17 protein-coding genes and 1 pseudogene are annotated in these 18,391 nt (G+C 49.4%); 2 read left to right on the forward strand and 16 right to left on the reverse strand.

Annotated elements, in window-relative coordinates; all coding sequences use genetic code 11:
- Positions 1-271: 271 nt before the first annotated feature.
- The 16 genes from ACLQ6D_RS07185 to ACLQ6D_RS07260 all read right to left on the reverse strand — a co-directional run bounded on the left by ACLQ6D_RS07185 (position 272) and on the right by ACLQ6D_RS07260 (position 15,881).
- A complete protein-coding gene (locus ACLQ6D_RS07185; protein ID WP_411726601.1) occupies positions 272-1,723 on the reverse strand; it encodes an NADH-quinone oxidoreductase subunit N in 1,452 nt (483 codons plus the stop codon).
- A complete protein-coding gene (nuoM, locus tag ACLQ6D_RS07190) occupies positions 1,723-3,222 on the reverse strand; it encodes an NADH-quinone oxidoreductase subunit M (RefSeq protein ID WP_411726603.1) in 1,500 nt (499 codons plus the stop codon). The genes ACLQ6D_RS07185 and nuoM overlap by 1 nt, the downstream gene beginning before the upstream one ends.
- Complete coding sequence (gene nuoL / locus ACLQ6D_RS07195) at positions 3,219-5,048, reverse strand: NADH-quinone oxidoreductase subunit L (RefSeq protein WP_411726604.1); 1,830 nt, start codon at positions 5,046-5,048, stop codon at positions 3,219-3,221. The genes nuoM and nuoL overlap by 4 nt, the downstream gene beginning before the upstream one ends.
- A 9-nt stretch (positions 5,049-5,057) precedes the next feature.
- Complete coding sequence (gene nuoK / locus ACLQ6D_RS07200; protein WP_411726605.1) at positions 5,058-5,366, reverse strand: NADH-quinone oxidoreductase subunit NuoK; 309 nt, start codon at positions 5,364-5,366, stop codon at positions 5,058-5,060.
- The gene (gene nuoJ, locus ACLQ6D_RS07205; RefSeq protein WP_411726606.1) at positions 5,363-5,881 is read right to left on the reverse strand and encodes an NADH-quinone oxidoreductase subunit J; all 519 of its coding nucleotides are present in this window, start codon (positions 5,879-5,881) and stop codon (positions 5,363-5,365) included. The genes nuoK and nuoJ overlap by 4 nt, the downstream gene beginning before the upstream one ends.
- Positions 5,882-5,894: 13 nt before the next feature.
- The gene (nuoI, locus tag ACLQ6D_RS07210; protein ID WP_411726607.1) at positions 5,895-6,410 is read right to left on the reverse strand and encodes an NADH-quinone oxidoreductase subunit NuoI; all 516 of its coding nucleotides are present in this window, start codon (positions 6,408-6,410) and stop codon (positions 5,895-5,897) included.
- Positions 6,411-6,432: 22 nt separating this feature from the next.
- Positions 6,433-7,389, reverse strand: a complete 957-nt coding sequence (gene nuoH, locus ACLQ6D_RS07215; RefSeq protein ID WP_411726609.1) for an NADH-quinone oxidoreductase subunit NuoH — start codon at positions 7,387-7,389, stop codon at positions 6,433-6,435.
- The gene (gene nuoG / locus ACLQ6D_RS07220; protein ID WP_411726610.1) at positions 7,386-10,073 is read right to left on the reverse strand and encodes an NADH-quinone oxidoreductase subunit NuoG; all 2,688 of its coding nucleotides are present in this window, start codon (positions 10,071-10,073) and stop codon (positions 7,386-7,388) included. The genes nuoH and nuoG overlap by 4 nt, the downstream gene beginning before the upstream one ends.
- Positions 10,073-11,374 (reverse strand): NADH-quinone oxidoreductase subunit NuoF, encoded by a 1,302-nt coding sequence (nuoF, locus tag ACLQ6D_RS07225; protein WP_411726612.1) that lies wholly within the window; start codon positions 11,372-11,374, stop codon positions 10,073-10,075. Before nuoF ends, nuoG begins: the two co-directional genes overlap by 1 nt.
- 6 nt (positions 11,375-11,380) lie before the next feature.
- Entirely contained in the window at positions 11,381-11,872 is a 492-nt protein-coding gene (gene nuoE, locus ACLQ6D_RS07230; RefSeq protein WP_411726613.1) for an NADH-quinone oxidoreductase subunit NuoE, read from the reverse strand.
- 1 nt (position 11,873) lies between these two features.
- On the reverse strand, positions 11,874-13,640 hold the full coding sequence (gene nuoC, locus ACLQ6D_RS07235) for an NADH-quinone oxidoreductase subunit C/D (protein WP_411726614.1): 1,767 nt from the start codon (positions 13,638-13,640) through the stop codon (positions 11,874-11,876).
- 41 nt (positions 13,641-13,681) lie between these two features.
- Positions 13,682-14,323 (reverse strand): NuoB/complex I 20 kDa subunit family protein, encoded by a 642-nt coding sequence (locus ACLQ6D_RS07240; RefSeq protein ID WP_411726616.1) that lies wholly within the window; start codon positions 14,321-14,323, stop codon positions 13,682-13,684.
- A gap of 8 nt (positions 14,324-14,331) precedes the next feature.
- A complete protein-coding gene (gene ndhC, locus ACLQ6D_RS07245) occupies positions 14,332-14,748 on the reverse strand; it encodes an NADH-quinone oxidoreductase subunit A (protein WP_411726617.1) in 417 nt (138 codons plus the stop codon).
- 160 nt (positions 14,749-14,908) lie between these two features.
- Positions 14,909-15,070, reverse strand: coding sequence for a hypothetical protein (locus ACLQ6D_RS07250; protein WP_411726618.1), 162 nt, complete (start codon positions 15,068-15,070; stop codon positions 14,909-14,911).
- Positions 15,071-15,106: 36 nt separating this feature from the next.
- Positions 15,107-15,517: an IS30 family transposase gene (locus ACLQ6D_RS07255; RefSeq protein WP_411726619.1), complete on the reverse strand. Its 411-nt coding sequence runs from the start codon at positions 15,515-15,517 to the stop codon at positions 15,107-15,109.
- Positions 15,501-15,881 carry a transposase gene (locus ACLQ6D_RS07260; RefSeq protein ID WP_411726620.1) on the reverse strand — a complete coding sequence of 127 codons (381 nt, stop codon included), beginning with the start codon at positions 15,879-15,881 and terminating at the stop codon, positions 15,501-15,503. Before ACLQ6D_RS07260 ends, ACLQ6D_RS07255 begins: the two co-directional genes overlap by 17 nt.
- Positions 15,882-16,176: 295 nt before the next feature.
- On the opposite strand from ACLQ6D_RS07260, the pseudogene ACLQ6D_RS07265 reads away from it, so the two are divergent.
- Positions 16,177-17,212, forward strand: a pseudogene (locus ACLQ6D_RS07265) (IS1595 family transposase).
- A gap of 144 nt (positions 17,213-17,356) precedes the next feature.
- Positions 17,357-18,031 carry a hypothetical protein gene (locus ACLQ6D_RS07270; protein ID WP_411726621.1) on the forward strand — a complete coding sequence of 225 codons (675 nt, stop codon included), beginning with the start codon at positions 17,357-17,359 and terminating at the stop codon, positions 18,029-18,031.
- Positions 18,032-18,391: the final 360 nt, after the last annotated feature.

An 18,391-nucleotide genomic window follows, 5' to 3' on the forward strand; every position in this document is an offset into this window, starting at 1 on the left:
CGTGGGTGAAGCAACGGTTTATAGGGTATTGGCTAAAGCAAGAAAAAGTTAATCTATTGATTGTATTGCACTAAAATTCACTATCTGGCGAAGATGGCACTTTTGGCAGCTATGTGGAAACTACCCCACGTATGCCAAAAATAACACCGATTGCAATAATTACAATAGCAACAACTTAACCACAAAAAATAAATAAAAACTAAGTTATGATGAAAATCTTGATACCGTAGGTTCACTAGTACAAAAACAAAGAATTTTTTAACAAATGAACTCATCTCATCATATTTGAGACCGATTGAATGATTGTGATTAATTGATCGGGATAAATGCCTAACCATACCAGCAGTAGGCTTAAAGTGGCGAGTGTTGCCGTTGAAATCCATTCACTGGAAGATTCCTCAGATTCATGCGTGGTTGCCTCGACGTTCATCGACATAACGACGATGATTTTCAAGTAGTAATACAGTCCCAAGCCACTACCTGCGATAATAGCGACCAGCAATCCCCACAATCGGCCATCAGCACCGCTTGTGAAAATATAAAATTTACCGATGAATCCGGCAGTGAGGGGAATCCCCGCCAGCGAGAGCAACATCAAGGTAAAAGTTCCAGATAGCCATGGCCGTCGCCAAAATAGTCCACGATAAAAAGAGATATCGCCTGCTTCTGTTTGTTGTGTTGAGAGTACTGAGACAACCCCGAAAGCGCCGATCGTGGTTATGAAATAAGCAATCAGATAAAAAGTAACGGACTCGACCGCCAGTGTTGGAGCAATGCTTCCACCAGCAATGAATGCGACCAGTAGATAGCCCATATGGGCGATGGACGAATAGGCTAGCAAGCGTTTGACATTATTTTGTAGCAAAGCCAGTAGATTGCCACCCAGTATGGATAGCACGGCAATCACGCTGAAGACGGTCAGTAGTGGCGTATAAACGTGACTATGGGCACTGATGAAAAAACGTAGCAGGAGGACGAAAACTGCTCCTTTTGAAACGGTGGCGATAAAGGCTGTAATTGGCGCGGGTGCGCCTTGATAGACATCCGGGGTCCATAAATGGAACGGCACCAGGGAAAGTTTAAAACCCAGTCCGGCCACGATGAGAATAACGCCACTCAGAATCATGGCGTTCATAGCCGGCTGACTAGCGATAAATTGTCCAATGCCGCTGAAGTAAAGTTCACCGATTTGCGCATAAATCAACGCCATCCCCATGAGCAGGAAAGCGGAAGATACGCCGGACAAGATCAGATATTTGATCGCTGCTTCCAGAGGCCGTTTTTGATTGAGCGGATAACCGATCAGCACAAAGAGGGAGATGCTGAGCATTTCAAGACCCAAAAAAAAGGTCGCAAAATGACTACTGGCGACCAGCACGGACGCGCCCAGGAGCGCAGTTAACAACAGCAACAAGAGTTCTTCGTTTTCTCCTTCACGATATTTGAAATAGTCATAGCAAAACCCCAACACAGCAAGACCTGCAAGTAACAATAGCGCCATAAAGAACAAAGCGTAATCATCCACCCGGATCAGTAAAGTCGCTTGAATTGGAGTTTCTTGCCAAGCGATGCCCAATACCAACAAGGTCATTATGATTCCACCAGCAGCTACACTACTGGTGAGAACGAAATTTCGTCTGATGGCGATGGTGAGCATTACCGCTATCGTTGCGGTGGCAAGTGTCATAATTGGCGCAAGGGCTACAAGCTGGTTACTATTCATCACTGTTCCATCGCAACCTTATCTTGCATTATTTGTTTCAGTGCAGGAGCCGAGACGTTCAATGCTGTCTGGGGACCTAGACCAAGCCATACAGTGGCGAGCGCAAGCAATGCCAGCGCCGCCAGTTCCCGGCGATTGAAATCGGACAAAGGAGACTGATTTTGCCGCGGGCCATGAAAGGCTTTTTGAATTATGATTAGGGAATATACCGGCGCTAGAATAAGGATCAGGGCGGTCACCGAGGTCAATAAAACATTAACCTTAAAATCCCCCAGTAACACCAGAAATTCGCCGATGAAATTCCCCAATCCGGGAAGTCCCAACGAGGCCACTGCGAAGAACAGTGCTAAAGAAGCTGACAGCCGGGGTAATGCAGACCAGAGCCCTCCCATGTGTCCCATTTCCCGTGTGTGCAGGCGTTCTTGCAGAGTGCCGGCTATCATAAATAACGCCGAGGCGCTAATGCCGTGGGCTAGCATTGTGATAACCGCACCCTGTAAGGCGAGGAAATTCCAGGAAAATATCCCCAGCAGGATAAAGCCCATGTGGCTGATACTGGAATAGGCAACCAGCCGTTTCAGATCAGTCTGGGCGTAAGCCATCATCGCGGCATAAAGCACGCTCACGGCTCCCAGTGTCATGGCAATCGGGGCAAACTGATGCGCCGCTTCCGGAAACAACGGGATGACAAATCGAAGCAACCCGTAAGCACCTGTCTTAAGCATAACGCCAGCCAGGATAATGCTACCTCCGGTTGGGGCCTGAGTGTGGGCGTCCGGTAGCCAGGTATGAAAAGGCACCGAAGGCAACTTGACGGTAAAGGCGATAAAAAAACCCAGCATCAGCCAAATGGCTACGTCAGGGTCGATATTAGTATTAAGCAATTTGAAATAGTCGAATGTATAAGCACCGCTATGGCTATGACTGATCAGCGCCAAAACCACTATCGCCAGCAGCAGTAACAGACTGCTCACTTGCGTAAAAATGACGAATTTTATTGCCGCATAAGCCCGGTTTTCATGACCCCAGATGCTGATCAGAAAATACATCGGGATAATCATCAATTCCCAGAAAAAAAAGAACAGGAAGAGGTCGACCGCCAAAAAAACACCGACAGTTCCAGCCAGACACGTCAACAGATTGAAGAAAAAGAACCCCTGCCGGTTCCTGATTTCCGTCCAGGAACTGCTGACTGCCATGAAGCCGAGCAAGACCGTCAAGGCAATCAAGAGCAGACTGACTCCATCCATAGCCAGGTGAAATCCAATTCCGAAGCGAGGAACCCATGACCGGTAAAAGTCGGCAAGCCAGGTGGGTGACATGCCCGTAGACAAGATGACGATGCGTTTTGTCTGGGTAAATTGCCCGGCTATGAGCAACGCTTCAATGGCGAGGGTGATGATCGCCACCCAGCGCGGAGTACCTGGACTCCGCTGTTCTGAAAACCAGGCAGCAAAACCACCCAGACATAAAACAGCAATCAGTGCAGGCAGGATCATGACAACAATCCTATGGCGATAATGACCACTGTGCCTAATACAAGGGATGAAGCATACCAGCGGACACTACCGGTTTGAGTAGCGCTGATCGCACGGTGCAGCCTTCGGCTGAGCCAGGCAATCCCAAGGTACAGCCGATCTACCACATCGTTTTTATTAAGGTCGGTGATGGCTTTAAAAGGACGGACTAGCAAGCTGTCATAAAGTGCATCCATCCCCCAGCCACTCAGAAAGAACTGCCTCATTGGCTTGACCCAGCTGAAATTTGCGAGACGTTGAGCAGAGAAAGTGCCGGTAAGATAGAACAGCACGGCAATCAACAAGCCGAGAAAGGGCGCCGCAATGGTGATGACCGAAACAAATGTGGGATCATGTTCCGGGTTAAATAAAACTGGAAATACAGAATCCAGAGGAATCTGTAATAGGCCGCCAAATAATGCCAGAATACCAAGCACGAGTAACGGGACACTCATACGCCTACCGAGTCCCTTTTCAACGATTTGGGATTGTGCGCCGAAAAAAACTACAAATACCAGGCGGAAGCTGTAGATGCCCGTAATCATAGCGCCCAGACAACCCACTACCCAAAGGAAGGGAGAGGCTTCGAATGTTGCCAGCAAAATCTCGTGCTTGCTATAATAGCCGGAAGTAAAAGGCAATGCGGATAATGCGGCGCTGCCAATCATAAAACTCCAGAAAGTTAGGGGCATGGCTTTACGCAGCCCACCCATTTTAAATATGTTATGTTCGTGGTGAAAACAAAAAATTACCGCACCTGCGGCAAGGAACAATAACGCTTTGAAGAAAGCATGGGTCAGCAGGTGAAAAATCGCCGCAGACCAGGCTCCGACACCTAATGCGAGAAACATGTAACCAATTTGACTGATGGTTGAATAAGCCAGTATACGTTTGATATCCGTCTGAACGAGAGCGGAACAACCTGCGATCAATAAAGTGAGCGCCCCGATGACTGCGACTGCAAATTGAACCGTGGGTGCCATTATAAATAAGGGATGGGTACGGGCAATCAGATAAACCCCCGCAGTGACCATAGTGGCGGCATGAATCAGGGCGCTAACCGGCGTAGGCCCCGCCATGGCGTCGGGTAGCCAGGTTTGCAGGGGCAATTGTGCGGACTTACCCACCGCACCGCCCAACAGCAGCGCTGCGGAGACAATGGGCAAGACGGTGCCTGGTGGCCATTGACTCGCCGCCCGGAGCATTAAGGACTGAATATCAAACGTATGCAATTGCGTAAACAATAAAAATAGGCCCAGCGCCATGGCCGTGTCGCCAATGCGGGTCATCACAAACGCTTTACGCGCCGCATAACCGTTGTTTGGATCTTCGTACCAGAAGCCGATCAACAGATAGCTGCCGAGTCCAACACCTTCCCAACCCAGATAAAGCAACACCAGGTTGTCCGCCAGCACCAGCACCAGCATGGCCGACACAAACAGATTCATATAAGCGAAAAAACGTGCGTAGCCTGGGTCGGATTCCATAAATCCGGCGGAATAGACATGGATCAGGAAGCCGACGCCGGTCACAACAATCAACATCGTCAAAGATAAAGCGTCGAGATAGAAGCCGAAGGGCACTGCCAGATCGTCAATCTCCATCCACGACCCTAGCACTATGTGGTAAGGCTGCATTGCTCCATTCAGGAACTCGAAGCCAATCAAAGACACTAATAATGCCGAGATTCCCACGCTTCCTATGCCTATCCATGGAGCGAAGAGCTTAGAAAATTGTTGGCTAGTCAATACCAGGATTAAAAACCCAAAGAACGGAATCAGCGGCACCCACCCTAGCAGTTCTAACACTGTCGTCCCCTACCCTTGCATTTCATTCACTGAATCGGCATCCAGTGTATGGAAACGGTGGAAAATTTGCAGCGCAAGTCCCAGACCGACACCCACTTCCGCTGCGGCCAGGGTCAGTATCAGCAAGAACATGATTTGCCCATCCGCTTGCCCCCAACGGGATCCCGCCACAATAAAGGCCAGACCCGTCGCATTCAGCATGACTTCCAGGGACATCAGTATCATGATCAAATTACGTCGAACCATTACCCCGATTAATCCTAAGACAAACAGCACGGCAGACAGCAATAGGCCAAGTTCCATCGGAATCCCGTTCATGAATTTCCTCCTGGCCTTGTCACCTTGAGCATTGGTTTTCCCAGGTGATAAGCGCCGACCAGCCCGGCGAGCAACAACATCGAGGCCAGTTCCACTGCCAGCAGATAAGGTCCGTATAACGCGATCCCCACTTGCTTGGAGTTTACAACTTGTCCGGTTTCTGCGTTGCCGCCAAGCACAACTATCACCAACATTTCAACGAACAGAATCAATGCCAGCAGCGACGGCCCGATCCAGATTCCCGGCTGTAGCCAAGTACGCTCCTGCTCTATGGTCTTTTGTCCTTGATTGAGCATCATGATGACGAAAACAAACAGAACCATAATGGCTCCGGCGTAAATAATCACTTCCAGTACGGCCGCAAAAGGCGCCCCCAGCAGAAAAAATATAACGCCAACAGCCAGCAGGGATAAAATCAGGTACAACAGTCCATGTACTGCATTGAGCCGAGTGATCATCATCACCGTAGCGAAAATGGCAACAGCAGAAGTGATATAAAACAAAATCAACGCCATAAAGCTCTCTCCATCAGGGTAATAAGGTTTTTACTTCGACCGGCGGTAATTCGTTCTCAGCCTGACCCTTGGTTTTACCAAAGATCGTCATGCCGGCGACCCGGTAAAAGTTATAATCGTGATATTTTCCGGTCCCATCAATTAAAAGATGCTGTTTTTCGTAAACCATATTCTGCCGGTCATATTCGCACATCTCAAAATCCGGTGTCAGCTGAATCGCATTGGTTGGGCAGGCTTCCTCACAAAACCCGCACATGATGCAACGGGAAAAATTGATACGGAAGAAATCGGGATACCAGCGTCCGTTCTCGTCCTCGGCTTTCTGTAAAGCGATACAATCCACGGGACAAGCTACCGCGCAAAGATTACAGGCCACGCATCGCTCTTCACCATCTGGATCACGGGTTAAAATGATACGTCCTCGATAACGGGGGAACAGCGCCGGTTTTTCCTCAGGGTATTCCACGGTATCTGGTTTGACGAAGGTATGCTTTAAAACTTCCCACAATGATCGAAGTTGACTTAACATTGCTTTTCCCTTTTCTGATTCATTAACCGTGCAAGGACAGCAAGACTGCACCGGTAACCAACAGGTTCAAAAGCCCTGCCGGCAATAACACTTTCCAGCCGAAGGTCATCAGCTGATCGTAACGTGGGCGTGGCAGTGCGCCGCGCAACAGTATGAAAAACAATATGCCGATGGTGGTTTTTAGACAAAACCAGACCAGAGGCGGCAACCAGGGGCCAAGCCAGCCCCCAAAAAAAAGCGTCACGATGATCGCTGAGCTGAGCGTTATGGCGAGATACTCGCCAACAAAGAACATGCCAAATTTCATACCGGAATACTCGGTATGAAAACCACCCACCAACTCTTGTTCGGCTTCAGGCAGATCAAGCGGGGCTCGACGGCTTTCGGCGACGATGGCAATGAGGAAAATAATAAATCCAAAAAACTGAGGAATAATGAACCAGCAATCCCGTTGGGCTTCGACAATTTCCCGTAAATTAAACGTACCGGACATCATCACCACACCCATGATGGAAATCCCCATGAATACTTCATAACTGACTGTCTGTGCCGCTGCACGGAGACCACCCAGCAGCGAGTATTTATTATTGGAAGCATAACCGGCCAGCACGACACTGTAGACCGACAGTGAGGATACCGCCAAGAAGTAAAGCAACCCGAAATTGAAATCGATGATGCCCACGCCCGGTGCAAAAGGGATGACTGCGAATCCACTGAGCATGGTGATGAACACGATTGTAGGAGCCAGTACGAATACCAGTTTGTCAGCAAAGGGCGGTATCCAGTCTTCCTTGAAAAACATTTTGATCATGTCGGCCACCACCTGCATTAAACCTAATGGCCCGACCCGGTTAGGTCCCAAACGGTCCTGCCAGACAGCCAAGAGACGGCGTTCAACCCAGATCAGCATAGCGGCAACAAAAATTACCGAAGCTAAAATGCCGATGATGTCAGTCGCATCTCCCAAGCCCCCATTCATAGTTGGCCCTCCTGAGTTACTTTCTTTAAAGTTACTTGAGCACAGGTTATAGACTGGAATTCAGACCGTCCTGTCGTTATTACAAGCAACCCTTGAGGCAAGGTTTTCTCTACTTGCACCGGAATTTTAAGGAGGGGTGTCCCTGCTGGGTCACCCATCTCTATCTGGTCGCCGGAGTCGACTTTCAATATTTCGGCATCCAGCGGATTCAACAAGACACAAAAACTGGGCGATCGTTCGACCAGCGGTGGTGATTGCTGGCCTAATTCCTCACTGCCGAAAATGTGTGGCAGGGTTATGGTTCGCCATAGACCTGGTTCCGGTTTGAATGCGGGCGGAATGTCATTAAACCATTCCAGCGCACCGGATGCTTCAAGCAACCGTATTCCGACATCCCCGTCACGTAAATGACCGCCTATTTCTTCCTGGAATTTGTTAATCGCCTGATTGGAGTTCCATCCTGGCGCCCAAATAACCGGTAATAAAGCTGGTTGGACTTGTGCTATCTCGCCTTCCATGGAAAAAGCGAACGGCGTTTCCACATCAGGCGGTTGTCCGGGTTCACTGACTTTGATGTTGGCGTCCATGGCAGTTCGCCCACTGTAACGGTGAGGTTGCCTTGGGATTTTGCTGCCTTTGATAGTGTAATCTGCACTAGGCGCTGCCTGGATTATAGCGGCAAGACTGGAAAATGTTCTGGCACAAGCAGCCGTAAGTGCATCGTGATGCAACCAATGCTCATCTTCCATTACACTGGTCAGCCACTGCCAGCTGCTGCGTACCGACTCTGTTGCAGGATATACCGGGAAATAACGCTGGGCGCGACCTTCATTATTGACCAAGGTGCCTTCGGATTCGGCAAACGTCGCCGCTGGTAGCAACAATTCGGCTTTTTCCGTGGTTTTGTTTTCCAAACTGTCGATGACCACCACCTGCGCGGCGGTTTCCAGAAACAAGTCCACCTTTCGATTGGGTGTCCGACGGTAGAGATCGTTCTCAAGAATAATCACGCTATCAGCCAAGCCGTTGCTGATTCGTTCGAAGGCCTGTTGCAAAGGTCTCCCGCCCATGATTGCCAAGCCGAGGCTGTTACATTCCGGAACGGTAAACGCCAGTTGTTTGTCTTTTGAGGGCAGTGCCTTAACCACATTGTAGGCTGCCTGAATGACCGGAAGACTTGAACAACTGGTTCCCGATACGATCAACGGGCACTTCGCCTGTTTCAGGCCATTGGCAATGGTTGTTGCCAGCGATTGTTCCGCAATGCTCAAATCGGCAGGTGCGGGTGCTGAGTCATCAAGACAATGGGCAATGGCGAAGCCCAGGCGAGCGATATCTTCCGGACTGCCTCGATAAGTGTTCGTAGCCACATCATCCAGGCGAGTGGCGCAAATACTGGCGATAAACAGCGGGCTTCGTAATTGACCTGGCAACTGCCGGATTGCAGCATCCTGCCACTGGGGTATGTGCATGGTACGTGCCAGCTCGAACGATGCATTACGCACTGCCTGCCGCAACGAAAGCGCCAACCTGGGAGCGCTGTGGGTCACGTCTTCCCCAAGAATGAATACGGCATCGGATTGTTCGACTTCCCGCAGGGAGGGGGAATGGATTCCACCATTGCGCATCAGTTCGATAATAGTGTTAAGTAAGGTGTGTTCGGTATCATCCAAACCAAGGAAGTAGTTCTCCTCACCCACCAGCGAGCGCAAAGCAAAATTCGCTTCCAGCGAGGCACGTGGTGAGCCGATGCCGATAGCGGCTTTTGCCGATTTTAACAGGTCGTGGAAATGATTTATTGCTGTCTCGACAGCGACATTTGATTGGTCATTAATACGGGGGGTTCGGATGCGCTTCGTGCTATTGACGAACCCATAGCCAAAGCGGCCTCGATCACAAAGAAAATAGCCATTTACGTCCCCGTTATAACGGTTGATAACACGTCTCAGCTCTCCATAGCGTTCGCCTGGGGCGATGTTACAACCCAGGCTGCAATGCACACAAATCGAGGGAGCAGTTTGTAAGTCCCACTTCCGTGCGTAATGGGCGCTAAAGGTCTTGTCTGTGAAAACACCCGTAGGACAGACTTCCACCAGATTGCCGCTGAATTCGTTTTCCAACGTGCCGTCCTCAAAACGGCCAAAATAAACGTTGTTGTGGACACCAAACACCTGAAGATCCTTGCCGCCGGCGTAATCGTCATAAAACCTTACACACCGGTAACAGGCAATACAGCGGTTCATCTCGTGATTGATAAAAGGGCCGAGATTCTGGTTATTATGGGTTCGCTTTTTGCCGCGAAAACGACGAATGGTGTGACCGGTCATGACGGTCATGTCCTGCAGATGGCATTCACCGCCTTCTTCGCACACCGGGCAATCGTGGGGATGATTGGTCATCAGCAGTTCGATATTATCACTGCGAAATTGGCCTGCCTGTTCGTTGGCTATGGAAATGCGCATGTTTTCCGAAACCGGGGTCATACAAGCCATCACCAATCGCCCGTGTTTATCTTCCGCATCCTTGTACTGAATGATTGCGCATTGGCGGCAGGCACCCGCCGACCCCATCGCAGGATGCCAGCAAAAATAGGGGAGATCCAACCCCAGAGATAAGCAGGCCGACAATAAATTGTTACCGTCCTTAACATTATAGGAATTACCATCAATTTCGATGCTGGCCATTATGCTTGCCCCATCACGACGTTGTTAGCGACAATGTAGCGTTCGAAATCCCCACGAAAATACTTAAGCGCACTTTGCAACGGTTCCATGGCTCCCGGGGCTAAGGCGCAAAAAGTATTCCCGGGCCCCAATAGTCGAGTTAATCCTGTTAACGTATCAAGGTCTTCCATCCGGCCGCGTCCAGCGATGATGTCTTTTAATAAGGTTACCGTCCAGGGTAAACCGTCCCGGCAGGGCGTACACCATCCGCACGATTCCTGGGCAAAAAACTCCTCCAGATTCAGCACCATTTGTACCGGGCAAGTCTTGTCATCGAGAACAATGATGGTTCCGGTACCCATACGGCTGCCGACTTTAGCTACAGCGTCATAATCCATAAGCACATCCAGATGTTCGGGCAGTAAAAAGTCGGTTGATGCGCCGCCCGGCAAAAAACCGCGCAGTTTATAACCGTCCTGCATACCCCCGGCATGTTCTTCAATAATTTCCCGAATGGGGGTGCCCATAGGCAATTCCCACAATCCAGGGTATTTGACACGTCCGCTGGCTCCAAATAACTTGGTCCCTTTATCCAAGCCACGTCCCAAACTTTGGTACCACTCGACACCGTGCTGTAAAATGTGCGGTACGTTACACAAGGTTTCCACATTATTGACGACTGTAGGCTTACCCCAAAGCCCGCTAACTACCGGAAAAGGCGGTTTGGCTCGGGGCGTGGCTCTTTTCCCTTCAAGTGCATTGAGGAGTGCCGATTCTTCGCCGCAAATATACCGTCCGGCACTGGTATGTAAATGAATTTCCAGGCTAAAACCGGAATTTAAGATAAGTTGACCCACATAGCCTTTAGTTCGCGCTTCTAGCAAAGCATTGGTCAATCTCTTTGCTGCCAAGTGATATTCCCCGCGCAAAAAAATATACGCGGTATTGGCTTGAATGGCATAAGCGGCAATGATGATGCCTTCAATGAGCTGGTGCGGATCGCGCTCCAGGAGTAGCCGATCCTTGAAAGTACCAGGTTCCATTTCATCGGCATTGACAACTATATAGCGAGTTTGGGCTGTATCAGGAGGGCTGGTATTTTCCATTGGTACAAGACTCCATTTGAGTCCCGTGTTAAATCCCCCACCACCTCGACCTCGCAATCCTGAGTCCTTAACCCATTGCTGTACTTCTTTTGGCTGTAATTGGGTCACTGCCTTGCGCAGTCCTTGATAACCGCTGGTACTCTCGTAATCGGCAAGCGTCGCAAAGGCACGATCCGGTCGAATGTTTTTAGTCAGCGGCTTATCCATTATTTCCATAGTGCTTTACCTTTCAAGAATCTCATTGACAGCATTATCTGTCAGGTCAAGTTTTAGTTGATTGCCAACCATCACCACCGGGGCGTGATCACAAGCGCCCAAACAAACAATCGGCAAAACCGTGTACTCACCATCCGCAGATATTTCGCCCAATTTAACATTCAAATACTGACACAAGCGCTCACGTATTGTTTCTGCACCCAGCATCCAACAGGTTACGCTGTTACAATAATGTATGACGGTTTTGCCAACAGGTTGGCGGTAAATCAAGTTGTAGAAAGTCGCCACGCCTTCGAGTTGTGCAGGCGACATTTCCAATAATTCTGCCACAGCAACCAGGCATGCGTCGGAGACCCAGCGCCGGTGTTTTTGTACAATTTTCAACGCTTCAATAGAGGCGGCCATCTTATTTTCATAATGACTCATCTCAGCATTAATCTCCTGAACTTCAGCGAGGCTTAAACCTTTAAAACCAGGGCTTTCCATTTGCGCTTTCATTTCAGCGGTCTACGTCGGACATGACAAAATCAATACTCGCCAATATAGCAATCAGATCGGCAACCATCATGCCTCGGCACATCATCGGTATCATTTGTAAATGTGCAAAAGAGGGTGTGCGGATACGGGTACGATACGACATGGTGCCGCCATCGCTGGTCAAATAATAAGCATTCAAACCTTTAGTCGCCTCGATGGTTACACACGACTCGCCGACAGGAATCACCGGTCCCCAGCTTACATTGAGAAAATGCTGGATCAGGGTTTCTATATCATGCAGCGTTCGCGCTTTAGGAGGAGGTGTGGTCAAGGGATGATGTGCCTTATAATGTCCTTCAGGCATATTCTCCAGACATTGTTTGATAATGTGAATACTTTGGCGCATCTCCTCAACACGAACTGCGCAACGCTCATAACAGTCGCCGTGAGTTCCAGTGGGTATTTCAAATTCGTAATTTTGGTAGCCTGAGTAAGGCCGTGCTTTACGGTAATCCCATGCCAAGCCGGTGGCTCGTAGGCCCGCGCCAGTCACGCCCCAATCAATGGCTTCTGCCGTGGTGTAAGCACCAATGCCCTGGGTACGGCGCTTGAGTGTGCTATTTTGCATCACCATCTTGTCATAATGATTCAACCGGGCAGGTAAATAATCAATAAACTCACGTATTCGTTTATCCCAACCGCGCGGCAAATCCATTGCGACGCCGCCGATGCGGAAGAAACTGGAATGCATGCGGGCACCGGTAATCGATTCCAGAATATCGAATACCTTTTCGCGATCGATAAACATATAAAAGATCGGCGACATCTGGCCCACGTCCTGGGCGAAGGTGCCATAAAACAATAGATGGCTGGCAAGTCGGTAAAGTTCACTGATCATCACACGAATTACCTGTGCCCGTTCAGGGACTTCGATACCGGCTAACTGCTCTACGGCCAGTACATAAGGCAGGTTGTTCATGGAACCGCCCAAATAATCGACCCGGTCCGTGTAAGGGATATAGGTGTGCCAGGATTGGCGTTCGCCCATTTTTTCCGCACCGCGATGGTGATAACCGATGTCAGGCAGAGCGTCGATAATTTCTTCTCCATCCAGTTGCAAGGCGATACGAAATGCTCCATGGACGCTGGGATGATTGGGCCCCATATTCAGGAACATGAAATCGCTGTCTTCGCTGTTCCGCCGCATACCCCAGTCCTCCGGCACAAAACGCAAGGCATCTTGTTCGATCTCCTGGCGTTCGTCAGGCAGACTAAAGGGTTCTATTTCAGTTGCACGGGCATAATGATCCTTCCGTAGGGGATGTCCTTGCCAGGTCGGCGGCATGATAATGCGCCTGAGATGCGGGTGACCTTCAAAGACGATTCCGAACATATCCCATACTTCGCGCTCATACCAATTCGCCGAGGGCCAAATATCACTGATGGTCGGGAGGGATAAGCTGGCTTCGTCCAAGGCAATTTTGAGGCGTATATCCTCATTGCGGTCAAACGAGAGTAAATGATAGACGACAGTAAAGACACTATCAGGAAGGCCGTATCGATGAGTTCGCTGACGTTCGTCGATGGCCGTCAGGTCGAACAGCAGCAAATAGGGGGATAATGCTTGAGATTTTAAATAGCAGAGGATTGCACGCAGGTTTTGCCGGGAAATCCAAAGCGTGGTTATGCCATCGCGGGTTAACTGGACGGTAAAGTCGTTTATGCTCAGGCGCTCAGAGAGTTCCTGTACTACCTTGGGAAGATCGGTTTTATCAGCCTTATCGTCCAATAACTATTCTCCCCGAATTCATTTCATTGTTCCTGATCGAACTATATCTCGTCAGGATCTCGCAATTGAAGTGTGCGCATTCTTTTTTCCGTGAGCAAATCGCGATAACTGGGTTGGGTTGCTGGCTTGATAACCGTTTGATCACCCGCGACCCAGCTTAACGGGCGTCTTTCTTTGCCTATCGAGTTCTGCAGAAGCATTAGACCCTGAAGCAGTGCTTCTGGACGCGGTGGACAACCGGGTACATAGACATCAACGGGTAAAAATTTGTCAACTCCTTGCACAACGCTGTAAATATCGTACATTCCGCCGGAGTTGGCACAGGAACCCATCGATATAACCCAACGCGGTTCCAGCAGTTGATCATAAAGTCGCTTGACTACAGGTGCCATTTTGCGGAAAACGGTTCCAGAAATGATGATAAGGTCAGCCTGTCGAGGTGACCCCCGTATGACTTCGGAGCCAAAACGGGCAATATCATGCCGACTGGTGAATGCAGTCGCCATTTCTACGTAGCAGCAAGACAGCCCAAAGTTAAAAGGCCATACTGAATTAGACTGTCCCCAGGCGACCATGTCTTCAAGCTTGGCAAACAAGAAATTCCGGCGTAGCGCTTCTTCATACGACTGTTGTCCCGGTTTTGGGGCGGGGTCATTCTCAGCTTTGTTAAGAGTCCAATGCATATTTCTTCCTATCGTATGTTGTTTGAAGTGTCAATTCGCTGCCTGCGGGTACGCCAATCGAGGGCGCCTATTGCGCTAAGGTAAATAAGCGTTGCGATCAATATGCTGATAAAGATAAGGGCTTCGATAAAACCGGACCAGCCCGATTCCTCTAAAGCCACTGACCAGGCAAACAGGAATACGGTTTCCATATCGAAAATAACAAAGAAAATGGCGAGCAGATAAAAATGCACAAAAAAACGAATATGAACGCCGCCGGTTGGAACGACACCTGATTCAAAAGGTTCATCTGCTGCAGTTTTAGCGCGATGCCTTTGCCCCAATAAATAAGCGCCACCGAGCATTACAGCGGTAATTGATAGGCAAGCTCCAAAATAAATGATCAAAGGGAGCAAATTTTGCACGTGATTGGTTTCGGCGTTCAACTTAAGGCCCTTCCTCTCCAATTGAAATAAATAGGGTTGGATTTAAAAGCTGCCTCCCCACCCAGAAGGCTAGGCTTTCATGAATACTGACACAGACCCACTATACTTAGCAAATGTTTTTAATAATGGCGGATTCAACTCCGAAGTGCAATCCTAGTGTTCATGCGGCCTCTTGCAATAGTCCAGCAAAAAATACCGCATGAGGTGTTTTGTAGTTGAGTGTTTTTCGGAGGCGATGATTGAGCCTGTTCATCACCATTTCAACCTCCCCGTCGGTTATGTCCTCAAAACTACTGCCTTTGGTAAAGTATTGCCTAATCAAACCGTTGGTGTTGGCGTTCTCGTTCAGGCCGCGTTCTCAGGAACGGTAGGGATGCGCAAAATATACATCGGCGTTTAGGCGTTCCTTGATAATTTCGTGTCCTGCGAACTCCTTGCCGTTGTTGGTGGTAATCGTCAGGGCCTTATCCAGATAGGGCTGTAGCAAGACAATCGTAGCTGCAGTGACAACTTCAGCCTGTTTGCTGTCCACCTTTTGGATCAGCGTGAACTTGGATGCCCGATCCATTATCGTCACTAAGGCGCCTTGATAGTCCTGGCCGATCCAGCTTAACTGGCGGGTTGCGCCAATGCGTGTTTTTTCGGCAACAATGGCAGGACGTTCGTCAATGCCGATACGGTTCCTGACTTGTCCACACCTGTCCTTGGAGGCGTATTGCTTCTTGCGTTTCTTGTTGCTTTGACGAAGATGCTTATACAACGTCGCCATGCCGCTTGTCTGCCCAGATGTGCTGGTAGAGCCGCTCGTGGCCGGTCAAGATGCCTTGTTCGGCTTCCAACCACCCGGCGACTTGATCCGGACTCCAATCCAGCGCGATCTTTTCTTCAATCAGGACAATGGCCACCGCCGCCGTCTTCACGGCTTTGGCGGCTTGTTTCCTGCGCGTGTCCGCCTTGACCTGCGCCTGTTTCGGACGGTAGCCCTTCTTGCCCGTGTCCCTTTGCAACTCCCGGCAAATCGTGCCTGCCGACGAACCCAGCAACTCGGCTATCTGTTTCTGGTTTTTTCCTGCTTTCTTTAATATTTCAATCTGGTATCTTTGTGCTTGGCTTAGCTGTTTATAGCTTCTCATGTGCTTTCCCGTCTTTGGTCGGATTGAAAAAAAACGGGAAACTATAGCAGCTAGCCTTCTTCAAGTCCGATAATTATCGATTGCACTTATGAGTTGAATGTAAGCATCATTAAAGTAAAATTTTTCATAGATTTAAGTTAATTTATGCCTTAGAGTTGATACCTACCCAAATCAATTGGGTTTGTCCCAACGATAATGTGAGATATTAAACAATGCCTAATATATAACTTTTTCTTGGTCTGTTTCGTGCTTATCCGGTTCAAACACCTAAAGGTTGAGGGTATCATTTCTGCCCATGCAAATGGATATCCTTCAACACGACGGCCTTCCGTCCCCACACTCTCTTCCAGGGAGTTCCAGCGGCTTTTTCCGGACAACGAGGCATGCATTGCTTACCTTCTGAAACTGCGTTGGCCGGGCGGATTTGTTTGCCAGCATTGCGCGGCGGCAGGTGAACCTACGCGAATTGCTACTCGACCAAACGTGTTGCGATGCCGCAAATGCCACCGCGAGACAGGGTTGGCGGCTGGGACTGTGATGGAACGGTCGCATGCCCCGCTAAGCATTTGGTTTTGGGCTGCCTATCTGGTGTCCAGTCAGGCGCCCGGCATGTCCGCCGTGCAGTTTCAGCGCCAGCTTGGGTCGAAACGCCACGAGACCGCTTTCCAAATGTTCCACAAGCTCCGCGCTGGCATGGTGCGGCCCGACCAAGGCCGGATCGGCGGCATCGCCGGCGAACACGTCGAAGCCGATGGGGCTGGGTCGGTGGGCGAACGCGCGGCAAAGGCCGTGGAGTCCATGGCAAGGTTCTTGTCTCCTGTGCGGTAGGGGTGCGGCATCGTCATCGTAAGCCCGGCGCCAAGCCCAGCAAGCGTAGGGGTGGGCGGTACACTGGACGTGCCAGGCTCGCAGTCTCGGCAGGCCGGAGCGCAAAGTCGCTTTGCGGCTTCGTCGAAAAGTCGGTCAAGCCAGGCACACTTATTATTACGGACGGCTGGGGTGGGTGCAACAACCTCAAAAACCGAGGTCACAAGCACCTTGCCGCCGCCGAGCGCGGCGACCCGCAGGTGGCCGAAGAGTACCTGCCGATTATCCATCTTATGTTCCCGAACCTTAAGGCTTGGTTGCGAGGGATTCACCATGGTGTTAGTCATCAACATTTGCAGGCTTACCCCAATGAATTCACATCCCGGTTCAACCGTCGCTTCTACCCGTTCAACGCTTTCCGCCCTTTGCTAGGCATCGCAGGGGATGTTGTGGCCCCAACTTACGCCGAGCCTTATTCCGGAGATTGGGCCCATCCTAGCTGTTGCGATAGGGATGGTGTTTAAACCGGATAAGCACGGATTGAACTATACCCCGACGAACCGGATTACAAACGATTATGGGCCAACGCACTGCTTCGTATTGCGATAATATTTTACGGAACCGGGGATAAAAATCAGGCCGCCGATTTTCTGAGAGAGAGTGTTGATGTGTGGAAAATGCTTTACGATCAACTTAAGAGCCCAGAACGATATGAGGATTATAGAGAAGCTACAATCCAGGCGATTGACTTTTCAAAATCGTGGGACATTGAATCGAATATCCCTATGGAAACTTGGTGGAATGACATTGATGCAGACGGTTCCATCAGTGAAAAAATGATTTCGGGAAATAAAACCGAAAAACAAAAAATCCCTGATTGGTTGAAGCTTCCTTCCGGAAAAACTTGGGAAACTAGGTTATTTGGAAGTCCTTTATTACGGTATGCTATTCATATCCCGGGTTTTTACTCCGATAAGCCCGAGTTTTTTGCAACCGATATGGAAACTAAGCATATTTTTTATGGCCAGCTTAGAAATACGGAAATTTTGATCGTCTCATTTATGGATAAGGCCACCGGTGGAGATATGAAAAAATGGGTGGAAATAATTATGGCAACTACGGGCTTTCCAGTGCTTGAACTGAGTGGAAAAGATGAAAATACTCAACCCCATCTGCAAGAATGGATTTATGAGGGTAGCCTACCAGAACTTGCAGTCAGGCTTGAATTAGACGAAGCACATGCCTATTCAGGTTTTGCCATTATGCCACCAACCAATCAGAATGAGTCAGCACTTGGTGCAAGAATATATATTTTATTGGCTCGTCGAGACAGCTTTGCTTAGAATGTAACGCTTTCCTTTACTTCAGCCGCATTTCCCGGAATGCCCACCGGCATGATTTATTCCAACGACCATGTTCGTGCAGCCGCAGTTTTTGAAAATCTAAAGTTTGGTTGAGTTGAATTTGTTGATAAAAACCAATCATGAAAAACCGTCTGTTTTTCCACGATGCCATTGTTCAATGCCGCTAGATAACTGAATGAAACGTCAAACCAATGGGAGGCGGATTCAACTCCGAAGTGCAATCCTAGTGTTCATGCGGCTTCTTGCAATGGCTTAGCAAAAAATACCGAATGCGGCGTTTTGTAGTTGAGTGTTTTTCGAGGCCGATGATCGGGCCTTTCCATCACTTTCGCAACGTCC

This window comes from Methyloglobulus sp. (assembly GCF_046714055.1).
Lineage (GTDB): Bacteria > Pseudomonadota > Gammaproteobacteria > Methylococcales > Methylomonadaceae > Methyloglobulus.

Excerpts from the sequence above, each read along its gene's own strand:
- ACLQ6D_RS07185 (WP_411726601.1), bottom strand. The coding sequence starts at position 1,723 with ATGAATAGTAACCAGCTTGTAGCCCTTGCGCCAATTATGACACTTGCC.
- nuoM (WP_411726603.1), bottom strand. The coding sequence starts at position 3,222 with ATGATCCTGCCTGCACTGATTGCTGTTTTATGTCTGGGTGGTTTTGCT.
- nuoK (WP_411726605.1), bottom strand. The coding sequence starts at position 5,366 with ATGAACGGGATTCCGATGGAACTTGGCCTATTGCTGTCTGCCGTGCTG.
- nuoJ (WP_411726606.1), bottom strand. The coding sequence starts at position 5,881 with ATGGCGTTGATTTTGTTTTATATCACTTCTGCTGTTGCCATTTTCGCT.
- nuoI (WP_411726607.1), bottom strand. The coding sequence starts at position 6,410 with ATGTTAAGTCAACTTCGATCATTGTGGGAAGTTTTAAAGCATACCTTC.
- nuoH (WP_411726609.1), bottom strand. The coding sequence starts at position 7,389 with ATGAATGGGGGCTTGGGAGATGCGACTGACATCATCGGCATTTTAGCT.
- nuoG (WP_411726610.1), bottom strand. The coding sequence starts at position 10,073 with ATGGCCAGCATCGAAATTGATGGTAATTCCTATAATGTTAAGGACGGT.
- nuoF (WP_411726612.1), bottom strand. The coding sequence starts at position 11,374 with ATGGAAATAATGGATAAGCCGCTGACTAAAAACATTCGACCGGATCGT.
- nuoE (WP_411726613.1), bottom strand. The coding sequence starts at position 11,872 with ATGAAAGCGCAAATGGAAAGCCCTGGTTTTAAAGGTTTAAGCCTCGCT.
- ACLQ6D_RS07240 (WP_411726616.1), bottom strand. The coding sequence starts at position 14,323 with ATGCATTGGACTCTTAACAAAGCTGAGAATGACCCCGCCCCAAAACCG.
- ACLQ6D_RS07255 (WP_411726619.1), bottom strand. The coding sequence starts at position 15,517 with ATGGCGACGTTGTATAAGCATCTTCGTCAAAGCAACAAGAAACGCAAG.
- ACLQ6D_RS07260 (WP_411726620.1), bottom strand. The coding sequence starts at position 15,881 with ATGAGAAGCTATAAACAGCTAAGCCAAGCACAAAGATACCAGATTGAA.